Raw genomic sequence first — 19,145 nt, 5'->3', positions numbered from 1 at the left:
AAAATATTTCCACTATATTTGAAGAGCTATTTTCTCTTAGTTGGTAAGATGCCGAAAAGTTTGATCCAGTTTCTAGATTTGCTTGGACAGTTCATGGTGCCCAAGGTGGCTGTCGCCGTAAATTGAATCATGGTTGTATACAACACCAAGCTCTGCTGAAAACATAAGTAGAGTCAAAGCTGGAGCTTATGATTTTCAGCAGGAGCGTCCTGTTAAAGTGGATAACTACCCCTTCCACTGGTTCCTTCGAAAAAGCTTCCAATTACGATTAGAGATATTACTAGGAAAATAGTCATCCCAAGCGTTTGGTAAACATTTTGGTTGACGACGGTTTCTAATCTTTATTGGGATCTCTAGTTCATTTTCCAACGAAGCATAGTATTGCTTCATCTCGTTCTTGGTTTTAGGGTGTCGAAAATACCCCATATGGATCTCCATTAGCTATGAATTGCTAATGGAAACCAAACCCTCTTTTTAACAGTAGATTTCTATAGTTCATGCTTTCCTGCCAAAGAGCTTTAATAGTGTGCTCAACTGAAGCTGGATCATATCACTTGTCGACCAATGCCAAAATGGCAAATAACTATACCTAGAGCCGATATATCAATCGGTAAGTTATCCAGTACAGGCGAAAAAACACCTATGCAGAGATAGGAACAAGTGTACCGATTAAATGGGATTTTAAGTGCTTTATGAGAATGGCATCGCGACTAAAAAGGGACAACCCTACATGTCTCACTGCAATACCTAGGCTATTGGGATATTTTCTATCGACACAAGAAAGACACATTGAGTGGCAGTTTTAATAATTAATTGCTTTTAGTTCTCACGTGAAAGCGAGTAAAGAGTAACCATCTAAATAATCACTCTTATGGATAACGCAAATTATCTAAGCTAAGGAGCATAAAAATATAGGCACTAAAATGATCTTATTGGATTTTATTCAGTTTGTTTTAGTGTCAAAGCTGCGTAAAATCGATTGATATTTATTGGTATTTTGGCCGGAATTGGGTGGCCTTTTGAAGGCCGATGGCCAAAGACCAAAGGGATTCGAGAGAATCAAGACATCTAAGAGTTTTCTAAAGAACCATCTTCTCAAAGGAGAACGGTAGCGTGACGTAAGAGATAGTAAAAGGCGCTGACCCAAGGTGCAGCAACACCAGGGGCCAGCTAACCAACTTGATAGACTAAGTATCAAAATGGCTATATGGATCATACGCTAGAAACCCGCTCGTCTTCAATAAAGTGGAGTACATTCAGCGGCTTGGTGCGACTCCCCAAGCTCTGGAAGCGTTGTGCCTGCCTTTTCTTTTTCTATGCCTACCGTTCCCGCGCACCACCCCGTATTTCCTCACAAAGTTACTTTCTCAGCCTTCCATCAGAGAAGGTTTACCCATGGTTTGAGTGTCAGTAGGAAATAACTATGTTGATCTTAAAGCGCCGGACAGGTGAAAACTTAAGGATTGGAGCCAATGTCTCAGTCACTGTATTGGAAGTTAAGGGTAATCAGGTGAAGATAGGGATACGTGCTCCTAAATCCCTATCCGTTCATCGTGAGGAAATATATATTCGCTTACAAAAAGGGTTTATTCTGGGAAACGAAGATCGGTGAAAAAGTGTTTCGCGATTACGGGACGTTTGAAAGAGCGGCAAATTACGAAGCAGAAAACGGAGTGATTTGTCCGCTTGTCCTTTTTTTATGATTATAGTTTAACCATTGTGCGTTAAAACCAAGATTTTTTGATCAAGTATTATCATAAGAACTTTCTCTTGCCCGTGGGAGTAGAAAGAGCCAGGTGCTGTTGCACTATCAATAATGATTCCTTGTAGCTTTGCAGGCATCTTTACGCACATTAGTTCATAGGCCCAGTTTTCAGGTCTTGTCCAATCCTTTCTTGGAGTATGCATCCATTCTCCATAGCTATAATAAAATCTGCTATGCCCTCGTGCCTGTTTGGCTGTATTGAGAAATTCAAGAACCTCCGCTTTGATTTTATCTAAAGTTGTTTCTTCAAGCTCATATATATGAACACCACAAGCTTCTCTTATACCTTGTAAATCACTGTTACTGTGAAGCGTGCTACCTAGATCGAATTCTATAGGTATTATGTCTCTCCAATTTTTATCATCTAGCCAAATGAGATAGCAACTCCCTAAAAATAATATAATTAATATAGAAGCCGCTACTTTCATCATGTTTTCTCATTCACATATTGTCTTATAACGGGCAGTATGCGGGCAAGGCCACCCCATCGGCTATCCAACCACGCAGTGACGTTCGTTGATAAAATTGTTAATTATTTTCATTTCTAAATAGCCTTGGTTGCTCAATACAAATATCTAGATATTTGGCCGCCTTTGTTCCTTTTAAAATTTTTGGAATCTTTCTATACAAAACTATAGCTGGGATATCAATACTACTATTCACACTAAATTTATTTAACTCGGATTTAACTTGTAGGAAGTTAAATCCAATTTTACGTGCAATATACTGCTCTTATTTTGCAATAATTTCTCCACCGTCGCCAACAATTTTGATATTTAAGTTAACCTAGTAGCTATTGTGGACTGCGATACCCCATAACATCTTTATCAGATCAGGCTTCGAAATCATATTAATGCTCTAGACACTTAACGCCCGGAACACCGAGTAAATTGAAGCGCAGCATAAATTGTGTCCGAGTACTTGTTTTAAATCATCTTGTACCTCTGTACATGACTTCGCCTTCATTTATTCCAAGGTCAACACGCATGGCATTTAACATAGAATCAGCCTTTTCTCTCAATTCAGCCCATGTTGCCTGCCCACCTTCGTAAAGCAAAGGTAAAAAGAAGTCGATCATTTCATTGTATCTATCCAAAACATCTTGGCATGAAACTAGCGATATGTAACCATAAGCTTTATTTCGATTTAATGAAAAAGAATGCTCAATTTCTGAATTGATAGATTCTTGCTTTGATGTAGCAACAGCTTCTATTTCTCGTAGAATTTCTGAAACAATATGAATTACATCTTTATAGATCGCTAGTTTATCAAAGTGGCGATTCAACTCTTTTTGTTTCAGAGAGTCTATTTGAGCTTTCAAATCTTCTAAGGTAGCCTCATTCTTAGCTTTTAATTTTTGAAGGCTTTCTTCATGCTTTGCTCTTTCATTTTGCAGCATTCGCTTAGCCCATAAGCTTCCTAACCAATGAGAGAAAGCGCCAAGTAATAATGCACTGCCGCCTAATGAAGCGATAATTGCTGCAGCTATTTTAAATATTTCTTCGGTACTCATAATGATTTATAACAGCGTATTCAAAAGAAGCTGCATCATATCACTTATTAACATACTTCTAGAATGGGAAGCCACCTTAACCAGAAAAAGACATATCATTCAGCAGGTTGGCCAGCATCGGCAAAAAACTACCTTAGTGGACATATTACGGCTGTACTATATTTCATTTTTTAAAGAATTAAACTATTAAAGAATCAATATGCAAGCGCATCCGTTACTATGAATTTACGAAGCTACTCTTGATCTGCACTAATAACAAAATATGTAATCGTTAAGTGCAGCGGTGTATATCAAAGCGAAACGGAGAAAGTGTGATGGATGATATACGCCCAAAACTATCTGCTAAACCAGAGCCCTTAATAGATATTCTGAGTCTGCATATTCTTAAGTAGGTCTATCGTACCTGGTATCCCAGGTCTCAACCACTAGAAGAAAACAGCGCTGCCACCGCCAATAAAGTAGCCACCCAAATCCCACAAAGAATCTTCCAGAAAAGGGAAGCATCTCTTTTCTCAGTAGGGTCTTCCCTTAGGTAATCCGGGTTAGGATTGGTCAGGTCGCGTATAAATTCCGTCAGGGTGGAGTAGCGCTGTTCCAAGTCGATACTGCATCCGCGCTCCAGGGCGCGGTCGAACCAGATGGGGACTACCGGATTAAACTGGCTGGCGGTGCGGTAGCGCAGGCGTTCGAAGTCGGCGTGGGAGCGGCTGTTTTCGATCTCCTCGCCGTAGGGCAGTTCGCCGGTAAACATTTCATAGGCAATAGTGGCGAGGGCATAGATATCGCCGCGAATACCGCTGTTGTGCCCAAGGATATAGTGGGGGTCGGAGTAGCTGGCGGTGCCCAGCGCTTCCGGGTGTTCCAGGGGGTGGAAAATCTCGGCACTGCCGGCTACATAGACCGAGCCGAAATCGATAATTTTTACCCGCCCGTCGCCGTCGATCATGATATTGGCCGGGCGCAAATCCTGGTGAATGGTTTCCTGATCGTGGAAGGCCTGCAGCCCGGTGGCAATTTCCTTAAGGATACGAAACGCTTCCGCCGGTTTGGGAAAGCGGTTATTGGTGATCCACTGTTCCAGGGTGCTGCCTTGCACATACTCCATCAGGTAGTAGAGCGCGGTTCGTGGGCGGGTCTGGCGGTGCAGGCGCACTACCTGGGGGCTGCGAATACGCAGGCCTATCCACTCCTCCTGAATAAAGCGGTCGATATAGTGGATATCGTCCTCGTAATTTACCGAGGGGGTTTTCATTACCAGGATTTCCCCGGTGGCACTGTCGCGCACCAGGTACAGTTGGCTGCGCTGGGAGGAGAACAGCTCCCGCTCTACCTGGTAACCATCCAATACCATGCCCGGTTCCAATTCTGGCGGGAAGGGCAGGCGGGTAAGCTGGCGGCTGTAGTCGTCCAGGGTGGTTTGTGGCAATGCTTTTACCTTTACCACTAATGCGGAGAGGTTATCGTCACTGCCGTTTTCCTCGGCGAGGCGCACCAGGGTTTCCGCTGTTTCCTGTTCGCTTATTTGGGACTCTGCCAGCAGCTCGCGCAGTAGATCCTGTTTAATAAAGTCGTGCAGGCCGTCGCTGGTAATCAGCAGCACATCGTCCTTAGCCAGGCTGAGCTGACCGTAATCCACTTGCAGGCCGGTATCCATGCCCAGCGCGCGGGATAGCATCTGCTGGCGGTGGGCCAGGGTGATGTTGTGGTCCCGGGTGAGGCATTTAAGATTGTCGCCTCGCAGGTGATAGATACGGCTGTCGCCGATATGGAAATAGTGGGCGGTACGGGATTTAAAAATCAGGGCTGAGAAGGTGCAGAGGAAGCCCTTTTCCTGTTGGGGAAAGTCGTGGCTCTTGCGGTATAGCTTGCTGTTAATGGAGGCGAGGATTTTTTGTCCGGCGTGGGCCACAGACCAGGTATCCGGCACCTTGTAGTAGTCCCGCACAAACTGCTCGGTGGCGGTGTGGCTGGCGAGGGCGCCGGCTTCGGCAGAGCTGACTCCGTCTGCCAGTGCGGCGACTGCGCCCAGGTACTCCTGCAAGTGCGGGTTATCTGGCCAGTGATAGATTGCGGCATCTTCGTTCTGCGGTTTGATGCCGGCACTGGTGCAGAGGCCGTGGCTCAATCGCGGTGTTTGGGCTTCGGGGTTTGCCTCGGTTTCTGTTTGCACCCCGGAATTGGTTTCGCTCACAGCTTTCTCCACTCTCTTTTCGTCCCCTCAGACCAGCAACAAACGCAAAGAAGGGCCATTGGCCCTCCTTTGCGTTTGTTGCTGGATAACAGCTTTCCGATCACTCCACGCTGATCAGCTGCACTGTGCCATCCGGTAGCACTTCGGCGATATTGCCTTTGGGCTCCTCCAGGAACAGGCAGGCGAAGAAGATCACCGCTGCTGCGCCGCAGATAATCAGGAAGAACTGGCTGTAGCTGACATAAGACAGGGCAGTTAGGAAAGTAACCGCACCCACGTTGCCGTAGGCTCCGGCCATACCGGCGATCTGCCCGGTCATGCGACGCTTCACCAGGGGTACGACGGCGAATACGGCACCCTCACCGGCCTGCACGAAGAAAGAGCAGCACATGGTGGCCACTACCGCAGCGGGAATCCACCAGCCGCCGTTGATCTGGCTCAGTACAAAGTAACCCACTGCCAGGCCGCCGATCAGGAACATCAGGCTGCGGCGGCGTCCCAGTTTGTCAGAGAAGTATCCACCGGTTGGGCGGGCCACCAGGTTCATAAAGGCGAAGCCAGAGGCGAGCAGGCCGGCCTTCACCGGGCTCAATCCTTCAAAGGTTTCCAGGAAGAACAGGGGCAGCATAGAAACCACGGCCAGCTCTGAGCCGAAGGTGACGAAGTAGGCCAGGTCGAGGATGGCTACCTGCTTGAAGTTGTATTTCTCCAGCTCGGGCACACCTTCGCGCAGGTGGTCTTTGTTTACATTCCAGATCATACGGGTCTGGAAGGCGAACAGTGCTACCAGCAGTCCCCACATTGCGTAGGTGGCATTCTGGCTCAGCAGGGCTACGCCGCTGGGAGACAGTTTGTAAGCCAGCGCTGCCAGTGCCAGGTACATGGGCACATTCATCAGCAGGTAGAAGTAGAAATCCCGCTTGCTGGTCACTTCCAGGCCGCCGCTCTTTTTCGGTTTGAAGTAAGTGGAACCTTTAGGAGTGTTGCGGGCAACGCGGTAGTAGATGATGCCGTACAGGCCGGCGATGATGCCGGTGAGGCCCAGGGCATAGCGCCAGCCGTCTTCACCGCCGAACAGCAGGGCGATGGTGGGCAGGGTCATGGCACCGGCAGCAGAACCGAAATTCCCCCAGCCGCCGTAAACACCTTCTGCCAGGCCGACTTGTTTGGCTGGGAACCATTCACCCACCATGCGGATACCAATTACAAAGCCGGCACCCACAAATCCCAGCAGGAAGCGGAACAGGGCCAGGGACTCATAACTGTCTGCGGTGGCGAAGCCCAAACAGATTAAAGATGAGGTCATCAGCAGACCGCTGTACACCAGGCGCGGCCCCAATTTATCCACCAGCATACCGATAATGATACGGGCGGGAATGGTGAGTGCCACGTTGAGTATTAACAGGGCTTTTACTTGCTGGCTGGTGAGGTCGAACGCTTCCTTGATAAAGACCATCAGCGGAGCGTGGGAGAACCACACCACGAAAGTCAGGAAAAACGCAAACCAAGTAACGTGCAGCGTCTTTATTTTGGGATCGCCCCAATTAAATAAATTGAGGCCGCTGGATTGACTCATGACTATTTTCTCCGGCTTCTCAGAAATTTAGAGGTGGATAGGGTCATGGCCGATAGTATTTGAGCAGCGCTACAGGGAAAGTACACAAAGGGGGTAGTTGGGTACTGAATAAAGGCTTTGCTGCTCGGGATTAGCCCATTTGGGGTAGTGCCTTTTAAGGGGAGCTGCTGCCTATTGAATAAGATTTACCCCTTGTTGAGTAGCCATAAAAAATCGGCTTGTGAGCGGAGAGTTTTTGGGAGTAATTGTGATTACCGGGGTTTTTATGCATCTTGCTGGCAGGTGGCCTTTACCAATACTGCTCTTTTCAATCCGTTCGTGGTGGCGCAACAGGTACGTATTGATCGGGCAGCCGATGTGGTGACCAAATCATTTTCCCGAAAACTGAAAAAATAGGAGAAGCCCGCCGTGCAATATACCCAGCAACTCGCCGGGCGTGTGCTGATATTTGCTTCGGCCATGTTTGCTGCGAACTTTTCCGTGTGGACACTCTATGCAGTGCTTGGAGTAGAAGTCCGCGAGCAGCTAGACCTCTCAGCCACAGAATACGGCATCTTACTGGCCGCGCCGATCCTGAGCGGTGCGCTACTGCGTTTTCCCGCCGGCCTGTTGGTGGAATATTTCTCTGCAAAAAAACTCATCCTCTTGCAAATGCTATTACTGCAGCCGGTACTTTTACTCTTGCCCTATATCGAGAGTTACGGTGAGCACCTGCTGGCCGGTTTGTGGTTGGGGATTTCCGGGGTCTCCTTCGTGTTGGGTATTCGCTATATCACTCCGTGGTTCGAAAGGAGGCAGCAGGGCACGGCGATGGGCATTTTTGGTGCAGGCAATGCGGGGGCGGCTATCACCCTGGCCCTGGCGCCAGCGATCCAGAATTGGCTGGGGCGAGAATGGATTGGGCCGATTTATGCGGTTGGTATTTTGCTTATGGTGGTGTTATTCGAATTTTGTGCACCTGAAGAAACCCGCTATATGCGCAGTCGCAACAAGGCAAAAATTCAGCACCATCTAAGGCCACTGATGCAGATCAAGGTGTGGCGTTATGGGCTCTATTATTATTTTGTCTTCGGCAGCTTTCTCGCACTTTTACTGTGGCTGCCGAATTACTACCTGGCGGTGTACGAAGTCAGTACCCAGGTGGCGATGGCGCTGACCCTGCTGTTTGTGGCCCTGTCCAGTTCGCTGCGTGCGCTGGGTGGCTGGTTTGCAGATCGCTATGGTGCGCGCACGGTGAATTGGAGTGTTTTCTGGACCTGCTTGGTATGCCTGTTTTTTCTCAGTTACCCCCCAACCAGTATGACGATTCACGGGGTGGAACGGGATGTGCATCTAAATATCGAGGTGGGCATTGAGTTGTTTACCCTGCTGTTGCTGGTGATTGGTATTGCCCAGGGGTTTGGTCGCGCTTCAGTTTACAAGGCGTTACACGATAATTTTCCGGCACATATGGGTAGTGTCGGTGGCACTGTAGCCACAATCGGTGCGCTGGGTGGTTTTACTCTGCCGGTCCTGTTTGGTATCGCACAGGATTTAGTGGGTATTCACAGTGCGGCGTTTATGTTGCTCTACGGCGTACTGGCAGTTTGTATGTTGGTAATGTACCTGGCAATCCAGAGGGAGCAATATCAACAGCGTTTGGCCTTTGCCAGGCAAAATAATTTTTTGCATGAGGATGCGAGTAACTCTGCGGCTTTGCCAGATAGGTAGCGCCCACTACCAAAATGGAATTAAGTGTGTGTAAAGGGTAGGAAGTATTTATTTTTTCTACCGAGAAAAACTGTGGTTTCAACCACGTCTGAAAAATTGTAATTTGTCACTGTCACTCCGTTGTTGCAAAGGAAAAGCGTAATGACCATTTCCAGATTTCCCAAAATTTTCGGTGCTTTACTGTTGGGGGCCTGCAGCACAGTCGCATTGCAGGCCGCTGCGCAGGATGGTGAAAATGCCACTCTTGTCGACGCGCTTAAATCCGGTGAAGTCGGGTTGAATCTGCGTTATCGCGTAGAGATCGTCGACCAGGAAGATTATGACCAGGATGGTATTAATGGGGATGCACTCGCGTCCACTCTGAGAACCCGCCTCAACTGGCGCAGTGGCAGCTACCGCGGCTTCAGTGGTTTTCTTGAGATGGACGATGTTACTGCAGTCGGTAACGACAATTACAACTCCACCGTCAATGGTAAAACTAATTACCCGGTAGTGGCCGATCCAGATGGCACAGAGGTTAACCAGGCCTATATCCGTTATAACGGAGAAAATTCCATAATTACTGCTGGTCGCCAGCGTATTAACCTAGATGGCCAGCGCTTTGTTGGCGGTGTTGGCTGGAGGCAGAACGAGCAGACTTACGACGGCATACGCTATCAGTATGGCAGCGCCGACAGCCTGCAGCTGGACTATAGCTACGTGTACAACGTAAACCGGGTTTTTGGTGAAGATAGCGCCGGCGCCGAATTTGAAGGCAATATCCAGCTACTCCATGCCAGCTACCCGGTGGCCGAAAACCATAAAGTCAGCGGTTTTGTTTACAGCCTGGATTTAGAAAATTTTGTGAATAATTCCAGCCGCACCTATGGGGTGGATTACAAAGGAAGTTTTGGCCCTGTAAAAGCTAATCTAAGCTACGCGCGCCAGGACGATACCGGGGACAACCCCTTCGACTACAATGCCGACTACTATCTGGCGGAAGTTGGCGCAGACCTGGGCCCGGTAACCGCAAAACTCGGTTATGAAGTACTGGGTTCTGATAATGGCGTTGGTTTCAAAACGCCGCTGGCTACCCTGCATAAATTTCAAGGTTTCACCGACCAGTTCTTGGTGACTCCAGGTGAAGGCATTGAGGATATGTATATCAGCGGTGCTATGAAACTTGTGGGTGGCAAGTTGAATATGGCCTATCACAATTTTGATGCGAATGAAGGTTCCGCAAATTATGGCCATGAGTGGAATATCAGCTACGGCCGCAAGCTGACAGAGGAAATTTCTGCACTGGTGAAATACGCCTCTTACCAGGCTGACGATCACAACGTGGATACCGACAAGTTCTGGTTAATGGTTACCGCCAATTTTTAATTAAATAAAGCCGCTCCATAGCGAGGCCCCGGCTCTGGCCGGGGTTTTACTTATAAAAACCGACGAATTTCTTTAGGGGAATTTTTCGGTTTTTAGCCATTCTGCCTACTGAATTTCTATTTTGTGATGTTATTTCCCTTATCGGTTGGCATCACTGTGAGTACCTAGGGAGTACCACCTTTGCCCCAAGCATAAATTAACCAGCTTGATACACTGACATCAGTTTAAACACCGAGTCCCGCTACCTAAACAGCGCCGTTTTTTATTGACGTTGCAAGGTGCCGGGACCGTGGCCGTACCGGCCACCAGGGTCTAGCGGGAAACTGCGCGGCCTCCCGACATTGGAAAGGCGTTTAATGTTACAAGACAATTTTGGCCGTAGGTTTTACTACCTGCGCCTGTCCGTGACGGACATCTGCAACTACCGTTGCAACTATTGCCTGCCCGAGGGCATCGGTTGCGGACGTTCCCTGGAAGGGGAAAATCCTCTCTCAGTGGCTGAGGTGGGCACTTTAGTGCGCGCTTTCGCTTCACTGGGTACGGAAAAGGTGCGCCTTACCGGCGGAGAGCCCTCCCTGCGCAAAGACCTGGTGCCGCTGCTCGAAGCCGTGCGCGCTAGCGATAAGATTCGCCGCTTAGCCATCACCACCAACGGTTACCGCCTGCCCAGTCAGATTGACGGCTGGCACCGCGCGGGCTTGGATCAGGTGAATGTCAGTATCGACAGCCTCGACCCGGCTCAATTCCACCATATTACCGGCCACAATCGCCTGGATAAAGCCTTAGCAGGCCTGGATCGCGCCCTGGCCTTGGGTATTGATACCAAGGTCAACGCCGTGCTGATGCGCCAGTACAACCTGGCCGAGCTGGATAACTTCCTCGCCTGGGTTCGTGAGACTCCGGTGACCTTGCGCTTTATTGAATTGATGCGCACCGGCGATAACCGCGAGTTCTTCGCCAGCAACCATGTCTCCGGTGGCGATATAGAAACCTTGTTGCTGCGGGAAGGCTGGGAGCAGGTGATCCGCACCCGCGATGCCGGCCCGGCGCGGGAGTATTTCCACCCGGATTACGCCGGTCGTATCGGCCTGATTACCCCTTACGGCAAAGACTTCTGTGCAAGCTGCAACCGCCTGCGGATATCGGCCCAGGGCAAGTTGCACCTATGCCTGTTCGCCGACCAGGGCTTTGATATGCGTGAAATCATTGCCGATGGCGATAGCGAGGCACTGGCGGCCCATATCCGCGAGTTGATTGTGGATAAGACCGCAGGCCACCAGCTGCACGAAGGTTTTACCGGCGCTACCCGCAACCTGGCGATGCTGGGGGGCTAGGGTTATGGCCAGGGCTTTCGTTGGCAAATCGACAATCGGCGTGGTGCTGGCCGGCGGCCGCTCCAGCCGGATGGGCCGAGACAAGGCCCTGCTGGCCCACCCCCAACGGGGCAATTTTTTGCAGCATGCCGAGGCATTGCTGAGTGAGCTTCCGCTGGAAAAAGTCGTGACCAGCGGCGCCCGCCCTGGAGCGATTGAAGACCTGGTGCCGGAGCGGGGTCCACTGGGCGGCCTTTATTCGGTAGCCCTGACAACCGGTGCCGATGCAGCCCTGGTGATTCCAGTAGATATGCCCCTGCTTGGGCGGGAGCACCTCGCAGAGTTATTGGCAGAGGGGCAGGCAAGTGGCCGGCCCTGTTATTTTGAAAACTTCTTTTTTCCCCTGTGGCTGCCGTTAAATGGTGACTGCCTGGATTATTTGCGCCGTGCCGTCGAAGGCAGTGCGCGCAATTCTGTCGGCGCGCTGCTGCGTCACCTGGGGGCCAAATCCATACCCATAAAAAGTGCCGGCGATTGGCATCGCAATATCAATACGCCGGCAGATTATCTCGGCTTGAGTACGCCGGATAAAACTACAGAAAACAGTTTTTTGAGAGACCACTGAATATGTCCGCACACGCTAGCAAAGAATTTGTACCGCTCAATATCGCGGTACTTACCGTATCCGATACCCGCAACGAGCAGACTGATACCTCTGGCCAGTACCTGGTGGAAGCCCTCAAAACTGCCGGCCATCAGCTCGCGGATAAGCGCATTACCCCGGACGATGTTTACCAGATGCGCGCGGTGGTCTCCGCCTGGATTGCCGATCCCAAAGTGCAGGTGGTATTGGTGACCGGCGGTACTGGTTTTACCGATCGCGACTCCACGCCGGAGGCCCTGAGCCCGCTGTTCGATAAAACCGTCGACGGCTTCGGCGAGCTGTTTCGCCATATTTCCCTGGGGGATATCGGCAGCTCCACCGTGCAATCCCGCGCGCTCGCCGGCCTCGCGAATCGCACACTGATATGTTGTATGCCCGGCTCCACCGGAGCCTGCCGCACGGCTTGGGAAGGCATATTGCTGGAGCAGCTGGATGCCCGCCACAAGCCCTGTAACTTTATCCCCCATGTGCGCTTTGCCAGCGGGCCCTGCGAGAGCCGGGGGTAATTCGTGAGCCAGTTAACCCATTTAAACCAGCGCGGCGAAGCCAGCATGGTGGATGTTACCGAGAAGGACATCACTGACCGCAGCGCCTTGGCCGAGAGCAGTATCAGTATGAGTGCAGAGGCTTTTGCACTGCTGAGCCAGGGGGCGCACAAAAAAGGCGACGTGCTCTCTGTAGCTCGTATCGCCGGTATCCAGGCTGCCAAGAAAACCTCAGATTTAATTCCCCTGTGCCATCCACTGGCGCTGACCAAAGTAGCGGTGGATTTCGAATTACAGCCGGAAAAACACAGTGTGTATATCACCGCTTTCTGCCGCCTGGCTGGGCGCACTGGGGTAGAGATGGAAGCGTTAACCACAGCTTCGGTAGCGGCGCTGACCATTTACGATATGTGCAAAGCCGTGGACCCGGCGATGGAGATCGGCCCAACCCGCCTGCTGCAAAAAACCGGCGGTAAGCGCGGCCACTGGCGCGGCGATGCTGCGGACAAGGCGTAACAATTTCAGAGGTGTAAAGCGATGGTAAAGGTTCTGTTTTTCGCGCGTCTGCGCCAGCAATTGGGCATGGGCGAGACTACCCTGGCGGACTTTTCCGGCAGTCTCAGCGAGTTGCGTAAAACCCTATGTGAACAGCACCCGGATTGGAGCCCGCACCTGCAAAGAGACGATATTCGTATGGCCTTGAACCAGGAGCTGGCAGAAACCGGAGCCCAGGTGAAGGCTGGGGATGAAGTTGCATTTTTCCCGCCGGTTACCGGCGGTTAGTGGTGCCAATATGAAAGCCGTTGATCGTATTGAAGTCTGTGAAGCGCCCCTCGACGTAGCGGCTGAATATACTGCGCTGCAAGGCAACAGTGGTGATGGTGCCTGCGCCCTGTTTGTGGGTTCGGTGCGGGACTTCAATGCCGGTAGTGATGTATGCGGCCTGGCCCTGGAACACTATCCGGGCATGACCGAAAAAAGCCTGCAACGGATTATCAATGATGCCCGCGATCGCTGGTCCTTGGGTCGTGTGACTATCGTCCACCGGGTTGGCCCCATGCAGATCAACGATGAAATTGTTTTTGTCGGTGTTACCAGCCCCCACCGCCAGGCTGCCTTTGCCGCCTGCCAGTACATCATGGATCGCCTCAAAACTGAGGCGCCTTTCTGGAAGCGCGAAGCGGTAGCGGATGAGTCCGGTAAACCTTCAGAGCGCTGGGTCGAAGCCCGGGCCAGTGATGCTGCGGAGATGGAAAAGTGGTCCGCCGGCTGAGCCTGCTGCTATCCGCTTTACTGGTGGCCATCACGCTGCCGGTTAATGCGGATAACTGCACCTTGCGGGTGGCGGTAGCGGCCAGCTTCCGCCCGGCACTGGAAGAGGTACTGCCAGAATTTGAGCGTCGCCATGCCTGTGTGGTGCAAATCAGCAGTGGCAGCTCAGGGGTGCTCTACCAGCAAATAGCGCACCGCGCGCCCTTCGATTTATTCCTGTCTGCCGATCGCGAGCGACCTGAACTGTTGGAAAAGCAGGGTGGGGCACTGGCCAACAGTCGTAAGACTTACGCCCTGGGTTTACTGGCTCTCTGGCACCCAAAATCGGAATCGAATATCGAGCAGTTACTGCAAACCTGGCCTGATAAAATTGTACTAGCCGATCCCAAAGTAGCGCCCTTTGGCAGTGCCGCACGGCAAGCGCTGCAAAGCCTGGATTTGTGGAAGAAAAAACAAACTCAATTGGCCCGGGCCCACAATGCAGGCCAAGCCTATTTAATGCTGGATTCCGGCAATGCGCAGCTGGGCTTTGTCGCCGCCAGCCAGATGCAAGCAGCCGGCCGCGACAACTATTGGCTGTTGCCGCAGCATTTGTACAAACCCATTGAACAGCAGCTGCTGATTCCCACCCAGAGTCGCCGACCTAAAGAGGCGCAATCCCTCGCTAACTATTTGCGTTCAGGGGAAGTGCAGGCGCAGTTATACCACTTGGGTTACGGTGTTTTGCTAACTCAAGATCGAAGTAGAGATGGAGGGAGTGGCTTATGAATATCGCCGCTGCCGACTGGCAGGCCTTGTGGCTAACTTTAAAATTGGCCGGCTTAACCACCTTACTCCTGTTTATTATCGGCGTGCCCTTGGCCTGGAAATTGAGCCAATGGCAGAGCCGCTGGCGCCATGGCATAGAGGTATTAATTACCCTGCCGCTGGTACTGCCACCCACGGTGTTGGGTTTTTATTTACTGCTTTTATTTTCCCCTAACTATGCCCCCGGGCAGTGGCTGTCACAACTTTTTGATGGCCCCTTGGTGTTTTCCTTTACCGGCTTGGTATTTGCGTCAGTGATTTATTCCCTGCCGTTTATGGTGCAGCCGCTGCTGGCCGCGTTTAATGCCAATGGTCAGCGCCTGACCCAGGCTGCCGCAGCGCTGGGTATACCGCCCTGGGCGGCACTATTAAAAGTTCTTTTGCCGGCGAGTCGCGCCGCTATTGTGAGTGCCTGCGCTTTAACCTTTGCCCATACTCTGGGTGAGTTCGGGGTAGTGCTGATGATTGGTGGCTCTATTCCCGGTGAGACCCAGGTGGTTTCTATCGCTCTTTATCAACATGTGGAGGCGATGGAATACGGTGCGGCGCACCGGCTGGCTTTGATGTTGATGGGAATTACTACGGTACTGCTACTCGCTGCCCGTTGGCTGGGACATAGTTTGGCCCCGTGCGGATCAAACAGCGAGCGCGCTAAGCCGGTAATGGGGGTGCTGGGCTAATGGAAATCACCTTACCCCTATTCGGTACTGCGTCTACCACTTCTGATTCCAACGGATTGAGTGTTACAGGGCTGGTGACTCCGCTTAACGCTGCGACTCCCTGGCAATTAGAGCTGCCTGCCTCTGGAGTTTTTGGCCTTACCGGCCCCTCCGGCAGCGGCAAGAGCACATTACTGGCTGCTTTGGCTGGCCAGCGCCATTGCCGTGGCAATATCACTTTTGCCAATACGGTTTGGCAGCGCGGACGCCGCGCCCTGGCTACCCACAAAAGAACGCTTTCTTTGGGCTTTCAGGACAGCCGCTTGTTTGCCGGCCAGTCAGTGGCAGATAACCTGGCACTGGCCCGCCGTTACAGCCGTAGGCCACTGCCCGAGGACGAGTGTGGTCGTCTGCTAAAGGCTTTTGGTATTGAACCGCTACTCCATCAGCCGGTGGAGTTACTCTCTGGTGGAGAGGCCCAGCGAGTGGCTGTATTACGCCAGCTTTATAACAACGCGCCGCTGCAATTATTTGATGAGCCACTATCAGCGGTTGACCGCGCCCAGGTACTGCGACGCCTATTGCCGACCCTACGGGATTTCTGGGCTCGATATCCGGCGCTGGTAATCTGGACCAGTCACGACTTTGATGAAATCCAGCTGCTGGCCCAGCGTTGTTTATGGATGGATTCTGCCAATTTGTCCGCACCACTTCCTTTACCTGAAGTTGCCCAGCGCCTGGATAACCACGGCGTAGGGGATAGCTGCCGCAGCCGGATTGAAGCGCGAGTGGAATCCCTAAACGATGGTCTGCTGACTTTGGATTTAGGGGGGATTTCTATCTTTGCAGATAGGGTGGCAGGCCATTATCGCAAAGGCGATACCGCTGCTTTTCTGCTGGAAGCTGGAGATATCAGCCTCAGTGTAGAGAAGCCGGGCCTGTCCAGTATCCTCAACTGCTTGCCGGTAACTTTAGTAGCTAAGCAGAACCTTACCGATGGCCGCATTCGTTTACAGTTAGCCGCTGATGATCAGGTGTTCTACGCAGATATTTCCCGTCTCTCCTGCGAGCGCCTAGAACTGCGTGAGGGCACTACCTACTTTGCCCAGTTTAAGGCCGGTAGTCTTGCCGGTTTGTAAGCCTCTTATTTCTCTTTGAATAATCTTGTACTGAAAACTTCTGCGGAATATGGAGGTTTAAAATGGCTGAGGGAAATGGCTGTGAAAAAGGTGTCGCTTCTCCACCAGTGCATCATAAAAAAGGGGAGGTAAAAACCTCCCCGAAGCAACGGTATCCCGTGAGTGAAACTGAATTAAGGGTTATAGAACTCCCCGTTTTTACGCAGGTAGAACCAGTAGTTAACCACCAGGCAAACCGCGTAGAAGATGGCAATGCCTGCCAGGGCGTATTCCGGGGTAGTGGCTTTGATCTGCTCGCCGAAGACCTTGGGAATATAGAAGGCGCCGTAGGCGGCAACTGCTGAGGTCCATCCCAATACTGGACCTGCCTGCTCTTTCGGGAACACCATGGCGATGGTGCGGAAGGTAGAACCATTGCCGATACCGGTAGCGGCGAACAGCACCAGGAATAGCAGGAAGAAGGGCAGGAAGAACTCTTCCGGCGTGGCTGAGCCGTAGGCGGCCTTCATGTAGTAAGCCACACCCAGGGCACTAGCCACCATGATTGCAGCACAGATTTGGGTAACCAGGGCTCCGCCGATACGGTCGGAGATCCAACCACCTACCGGGCGAATCAGGGCGCCGATAAATGGCCCCATCCAGGCGTACATCAGGGCGCTGGGGCCATTGTTGTTGATGGTATCGTGAGTCATAACCCCGTCCACCATCACATGGCTGTACCCGAAGATCACTTTGATAGCCAGGGGGAAGGCCGCCGCGAAACCGATAAAGCTGCCGAAGGTCATGGTGTAAATCACACTCATTACCCAGGTGTGCTTGTTGTTGAAGATGCGGTACTGGCGTTGCAGGCTGGTTCTGATCTCACCGGGCAGCAGTTTCAAACCGAACACGGTGGCAGTGATTACCAGCACCAGCACGATTTCCTTGGGCACGCCCCAGCCAGAACCATTGGCCGCTTCGGGAAGCAGCAGCCACAGACCTGTGATTGCGGTGAAGAGGCCGATTCCCAACATCATGGTCATCTTCATCATCGCGCCGATAGAGCTGCCCACATCCGGGGTGACTTCGTCGGTGCGCAGGTTGTTCATGCCGAACCAACCCACAAAGGCCAGTGGAATCAGGAAAAGCAACCATACAAAACCGGCATTTTGAATCCACGCTTCAGAACCGGCCGGTATCTTGCCAATCAGGGAGCCAGAGCTACTCACCAGGGTCATGGGATCGCCGCCAGCAGCGCCGAAGGCTCCGAAGGTCATAAATAGCGGTACCAGGATCTGCATGGTGGTAACACCGAAGTTGCCCAGACCCGCATTCAGGCCAAGCGCCAGTCCCTGCTTTTCCTTGGGAAAAAAGAAACTGATATTGGACATGGAAGAGGCGAAGTTACCACCGCCGATACCAGACAGCAGCGCCAGCAATTGGAATACCCACAGTGGAGTCTCCTTGCTCTGCAGGGCGATACCGGTGCCGAGTGCTGGGACCATCAACAGGGCTGTGGTGAATACAATAGTGTTGCGCCCACCGAACAATCGAATAAAGAAGCTACTGGGTATTCGCAGGGTAGCGCCGGTGAGGCCGGCGATGGCCATTAGGGTAAACAGATCGGCTTTGGCAATGGGAAAGCCAAGGTTGAGCATTTGAACGGTAATAATGCCCCAGTAGAGCCACACGGCGAAGCCGCACAGCAAACTGGGAATGGATATCCACAAATTCCGGTTTGCGATTTTCTTGCCCTTGGACTGCCAGAATTTGCTGTCCTCCGGGGCCCACTCGTAGATGTCAGACACGGCGGCCACTCCTCCTCGAAATGATTCGTACAGCCACTATGGGCCGGGGTTTGAGCCTACTCAATTACCAACAGGAAGTAACCCTTTTGCCCTGGAGTAATAGCTACCTCTTAGGGGGTAAGTGCCGAGGTGGGACGCTATGGTAAAGTCACTGTACAGATTTAAACCAATTTTCAAATTGAAGCGGGGCTCTCTATGATTTCTTCTGCTACGGTAATGATGGTCGATGACCACCCGCTATTTCGCAAAGGCCTTAAACAATTATTTGCAATGGAGCCCGGCCTGGAGCTGGTGGCTGAGGCCAGTAGCGGAGAGGAAGCGCTGGTGCTGGCCAAGCAACACGAGCCGGACCTTATTCTGCTGGACTTGAATATGCGCGGTATGGATGGGCTGGATACACTGCGCGCAATGCGCGCTGCGGATGTATCCTCACGTATCGTGATACTCACCGTTTCTGATAATAATGCCGACGTGGTGTCTTGTATCCGCGCCGGTGCCGATGGCTATCTGCTCAAGGATATGGAGCCCGAGGATATTCTTGAACAAGTCATTCTGGCTACTCATGGCAAGCTTGCAATCAGCCAGCGTCTCACGGAAATTCTCGCCTCGGCACTGCGCAAACCGGATAACTCCGGAGCGGATATCCTCTCCTCTCTCACAAGTCGTGAATACCAAATACTGCAATTAATCGCCGATGGCCTGAGTAACAAATTAATTGCTCGCGAATTAGATATTAGTGATGCAACAGTGAAGGTGCACGTTAAACACTTATTGAAGAAATTGGGGATGCGCTCCCGTGTGGAAGCCGCTGTGTGGATGGTCAATCAAAGACGCCCTGATTTCCAGGATCGAAACCACTGATCACTCTGCCCTAACCGCAAAGGACTGAAGTAAGAGAA

18 protein-coding genes and 1 riboswitch are annotated in these 19,145 nt (G+C 51.6%); of the genes, 13 read left to right on the top strand and 5 right to left on the bottom strand.

Features of this window, described 5'->3' with window-relative positions:
* The first annotated feature begins 1,423 nt into the window (after positions 1-1,423).
* Positions 1,424-1,612 carry a carbon storage regulator CsrA gene (csrA, locus tag ACJJH9_RS19315; RefSeq protein WP_444923724.1) on the top strand — a complete coding sequence of 63 codons (189 nt, stop codon included), beginning with the start codon at positions 1,424-1,426 and terminating at the stop codon, positions 1,610-1,612.
* 98 nt (positions 1,613-1,710) lie between these two features.
* Here the strand turns inward: csrA and ACJJH9_RS19310 are convergent, their stop codons facing one another.
* From ACJJH9_RS19310 to ACJJH9_RS19295, 4 genes are all read right to left on the bottom strand, one after another.
* Positions 1,711-2,196, bottom strand: coding sequence for a hypothetical protein (locus ACJJH9_RS19310; RefSeq protein ID WP_444923723.1), 486 nt, complete (start codon positions 2,194-2,196; stop codon positions 1,711-1,713).
* A gap of 500 nt (positions 2,197-2,696) precedes the next feature.
* Positions 2,697-3,278: a hypothetical protein gene (locus ACJJH9_RS19305; protein WP_444923722.1), complete on the bottom strand. Its 582-nt coding sequence runs from the start codon at positions 3,276-3,278 to the stop codon at positions 2,697-2,699.
* A gap of 418 nt (positions 3,279-3,696) precedes the next feature.
* Complete coding sequence (locus ACJJH9_RS19300) at positions 3,697-5,469, bottom strand: bifunctional protein-serine/threonine kinase/phosphatase (protein ID WP_444923721.1); 1,773 nt, start codon at positions 5,467-5,469, stop codon at positions 3,697-3,699.
* A 100-nt stretch (positions 5,470-5,569) separates the two neighbouring features.
* On the bottom strand, positions 5,570-7,045 hold the full coding sequence (locus ACJJH9_RS19295) for a NarK family nitrate/nitrite MFS transporter (protein ID WP_020413728.1): 1,476 nt from the start codon (positions 7,043-7,045) through the stop codon (positions 5,570-5,572).
* A gap of 408 nt (positions 7,046-7,453) precedes the next feature.
* Between ACJJH9_RS19295 and ACJJH9_RS19290 the strand changes: the two genes are divergently transcribed.
* The 11 genes from ACJJH9_RS19290 (at position 7,454) to ACJJH9_RS19240 (ending at position 16,459) form a co-directional block, all read left to right on the top strand.
* Positions 7,454-8,755: an MFS transporter gene (locus tag ACJJH9_RS19290; RefSeq protein WP_444923720.1), complete on the top strand. Its 1,302-nt coding sequence runs from the start codon at positions 7,454-7,456 to the stop codon at positions 8,753-8,755.
* 141 nt (positions 8,756-8,896) lie between these two features.
* A complete protein-coding gene (locus ACJJH9_RS19285) occupies positions 8,897-10,120 on the top strand; it encodes an alginate export family protein (protein ID WP_444887741.1) in 1,224 nt (407 codons plus the stop codon).
* Positions 10,121-10,337: 217 nt separating this feature from the next.
* Positions 10,338-10,488, top strand: a riboswitch (molybdenum cofactor riboswitch).
* On the top strand, positions 10,477-11,454 hold the full coding sequence (moaA, locus tag ACJJH9_RS19280; protein ID WP_444923719.1) for a GTP 3',8-cyclase MoaA: 978 nt from the start codon (positions 10,477-10,479) through the stop codon (positions 11,452-11,454). It overlaps the preceding riboswitch by 12 nt.
* A gap of 4 nt (positions 11,455-11,458) precedes the next feature.
* Positions 11,459-12,058, top strand: coding sequence for a molybdenum cofactor guanylyltransferase (gene mobA / locus ACJJH9_RS19275; RefSeq protein ID WP_444923718.1), 600 nt, complete (start codon positions 11,459-11,461; stop codon positions 12,056-12,058).
* 2 nt (positions 12,059-12,060) lie between these two features.
* Positions 12,061-12,603: a molybdenum cofactor biosynthesis protein B gene (moaB, locus tag ACJJH9_RS19270; protein ID WP_444923717.1), complete on the top strand. Its 543-nt coding sequence runs from the start codon at positions 12,061-12,063 to the stop codon at positions 12,601-12,603.
* Positions 12,604-12,606: 3 nt separating this feature from the next.
* Positions 12,607-13,098: a cyclic pyranopterin monophosphate synthase MoaC gene (gene moaC / locus ACJJH9_RS19265; protein ID WP_444923716.1), complete on the top strand. Its 492-nt coding sequence runs from the start codon at positions 12,607-12,609 to the stop codon at positions 13,096-13,098.
* Between the two features lie 21 nt (positions 13,099-13,119).
* Positions 13,120-13,365 (top strand): molybdopterin converting factor subunit 1, encoded by a 246-nt coding sequence (gene moaD / locus ACJJH9_RS19260; RefSeq protein ID WP_444923715.1) that lies wholly within the window; start codon positions 13,120-13,122, stop codon positions 13,363-13,365.
* Positions 13,366-13,375: 10 nt separating this feature from the next.
* Positions 13,376-13,855: a molybdopterin synthase catalytic subunit MoaE gene (moaE, locus tag ACJJH9_RS19255; protein WP_444923714.1), complete on the top strand. Its 480-nt coding sequence runs from the start codon at positions 13,376-13,378 to the stop codon at positions 13,853-13,855.
* Positions 13,840-14,622: a molybdate ABC transporter substrate-binding protein gene (gene modA, locus ACJJH9_RS19250; RefSeq protein ID WP_444923713.1), complete on the top strand. Its 783-nt coding sequence runs from the start codon at positions 13,840-13,842 to the stop codon at positions 14,620-14,622. Before moaE ends, modA begins: the two co-directional genes overlap by 16 nt.
* The gene (gene modB / locus ACJJH9_RS19245; protein WP_444923712.1) at positions 14,619-15,341 is read left to right on the top strand and encodes a molybdate ABC transporter permease subunit; all 723 of its coding nucleotides are present in this window, start codon (positions 14,619-14,621) and stop codon (positions 15,339-15,341) included. Before modA ends, modB begins: the two co-directional genes overlap by 4 nt.
* Positions 15,341-16,459, top strand: a complete 1,119-nt coding sequence (locus ACJJH9_RS19240) for an ATP-binding cassette domain-containing protein (RefSeq protein ID WP_444923711.1) — start codon at positions 15,341-15,343, stop codon at positions 16,457-16,459. Before modB ends, ACJJH9_RS19240 begins: the two co-directional genes overlap by 1 nt.
* A gap of 173 nt (positions 16,460-16,632) precedes the next feature.
* On the opposite strand, the gene ACJJH9_RS19235 is transcribed toward ACJJH9_RS19240, so the two are convergent.
* Complete coding sequence (locus ACJJH9_RS19235; protein WP_444923710.1) at positions 16,633-18,246, bottom strand: MFS transporter; 1,614 nt, start codon at positions 18,244-18,246, stop codon at positions 16,633-16,635.
* 195 nt (positions 18,247-18,441) lie between these two features.
* On the opposite strand from ACJJH9_RS19235, the gene narL reads away from it, so the two are divergent.
* The gene (narL, locus tag ACJJH9_RS19230) at positions 18,442-19,107 is read left to right on the top strand and encodes a two-component system response regulator NarL (protein WP_252084129.1); all 666 of its coding nucleotides are present in this window, start codon (positions 18,442-18,444) and stop codon (positions 19,105-19,107) included.
* The last annotated feature ends 38 nt before the right edge of the window (positions 19,108-19,145 follow it).

The sequence above is a fragment of the Microbulbifer mixtoriginis (SeqCode) genome, assembly GCF_052466715.1.
The sequence above is the reverse complement of the archived record's forward strand: the minus strand, read 5'-3'. Positions and strand labels throughout refer to the sequence as shown.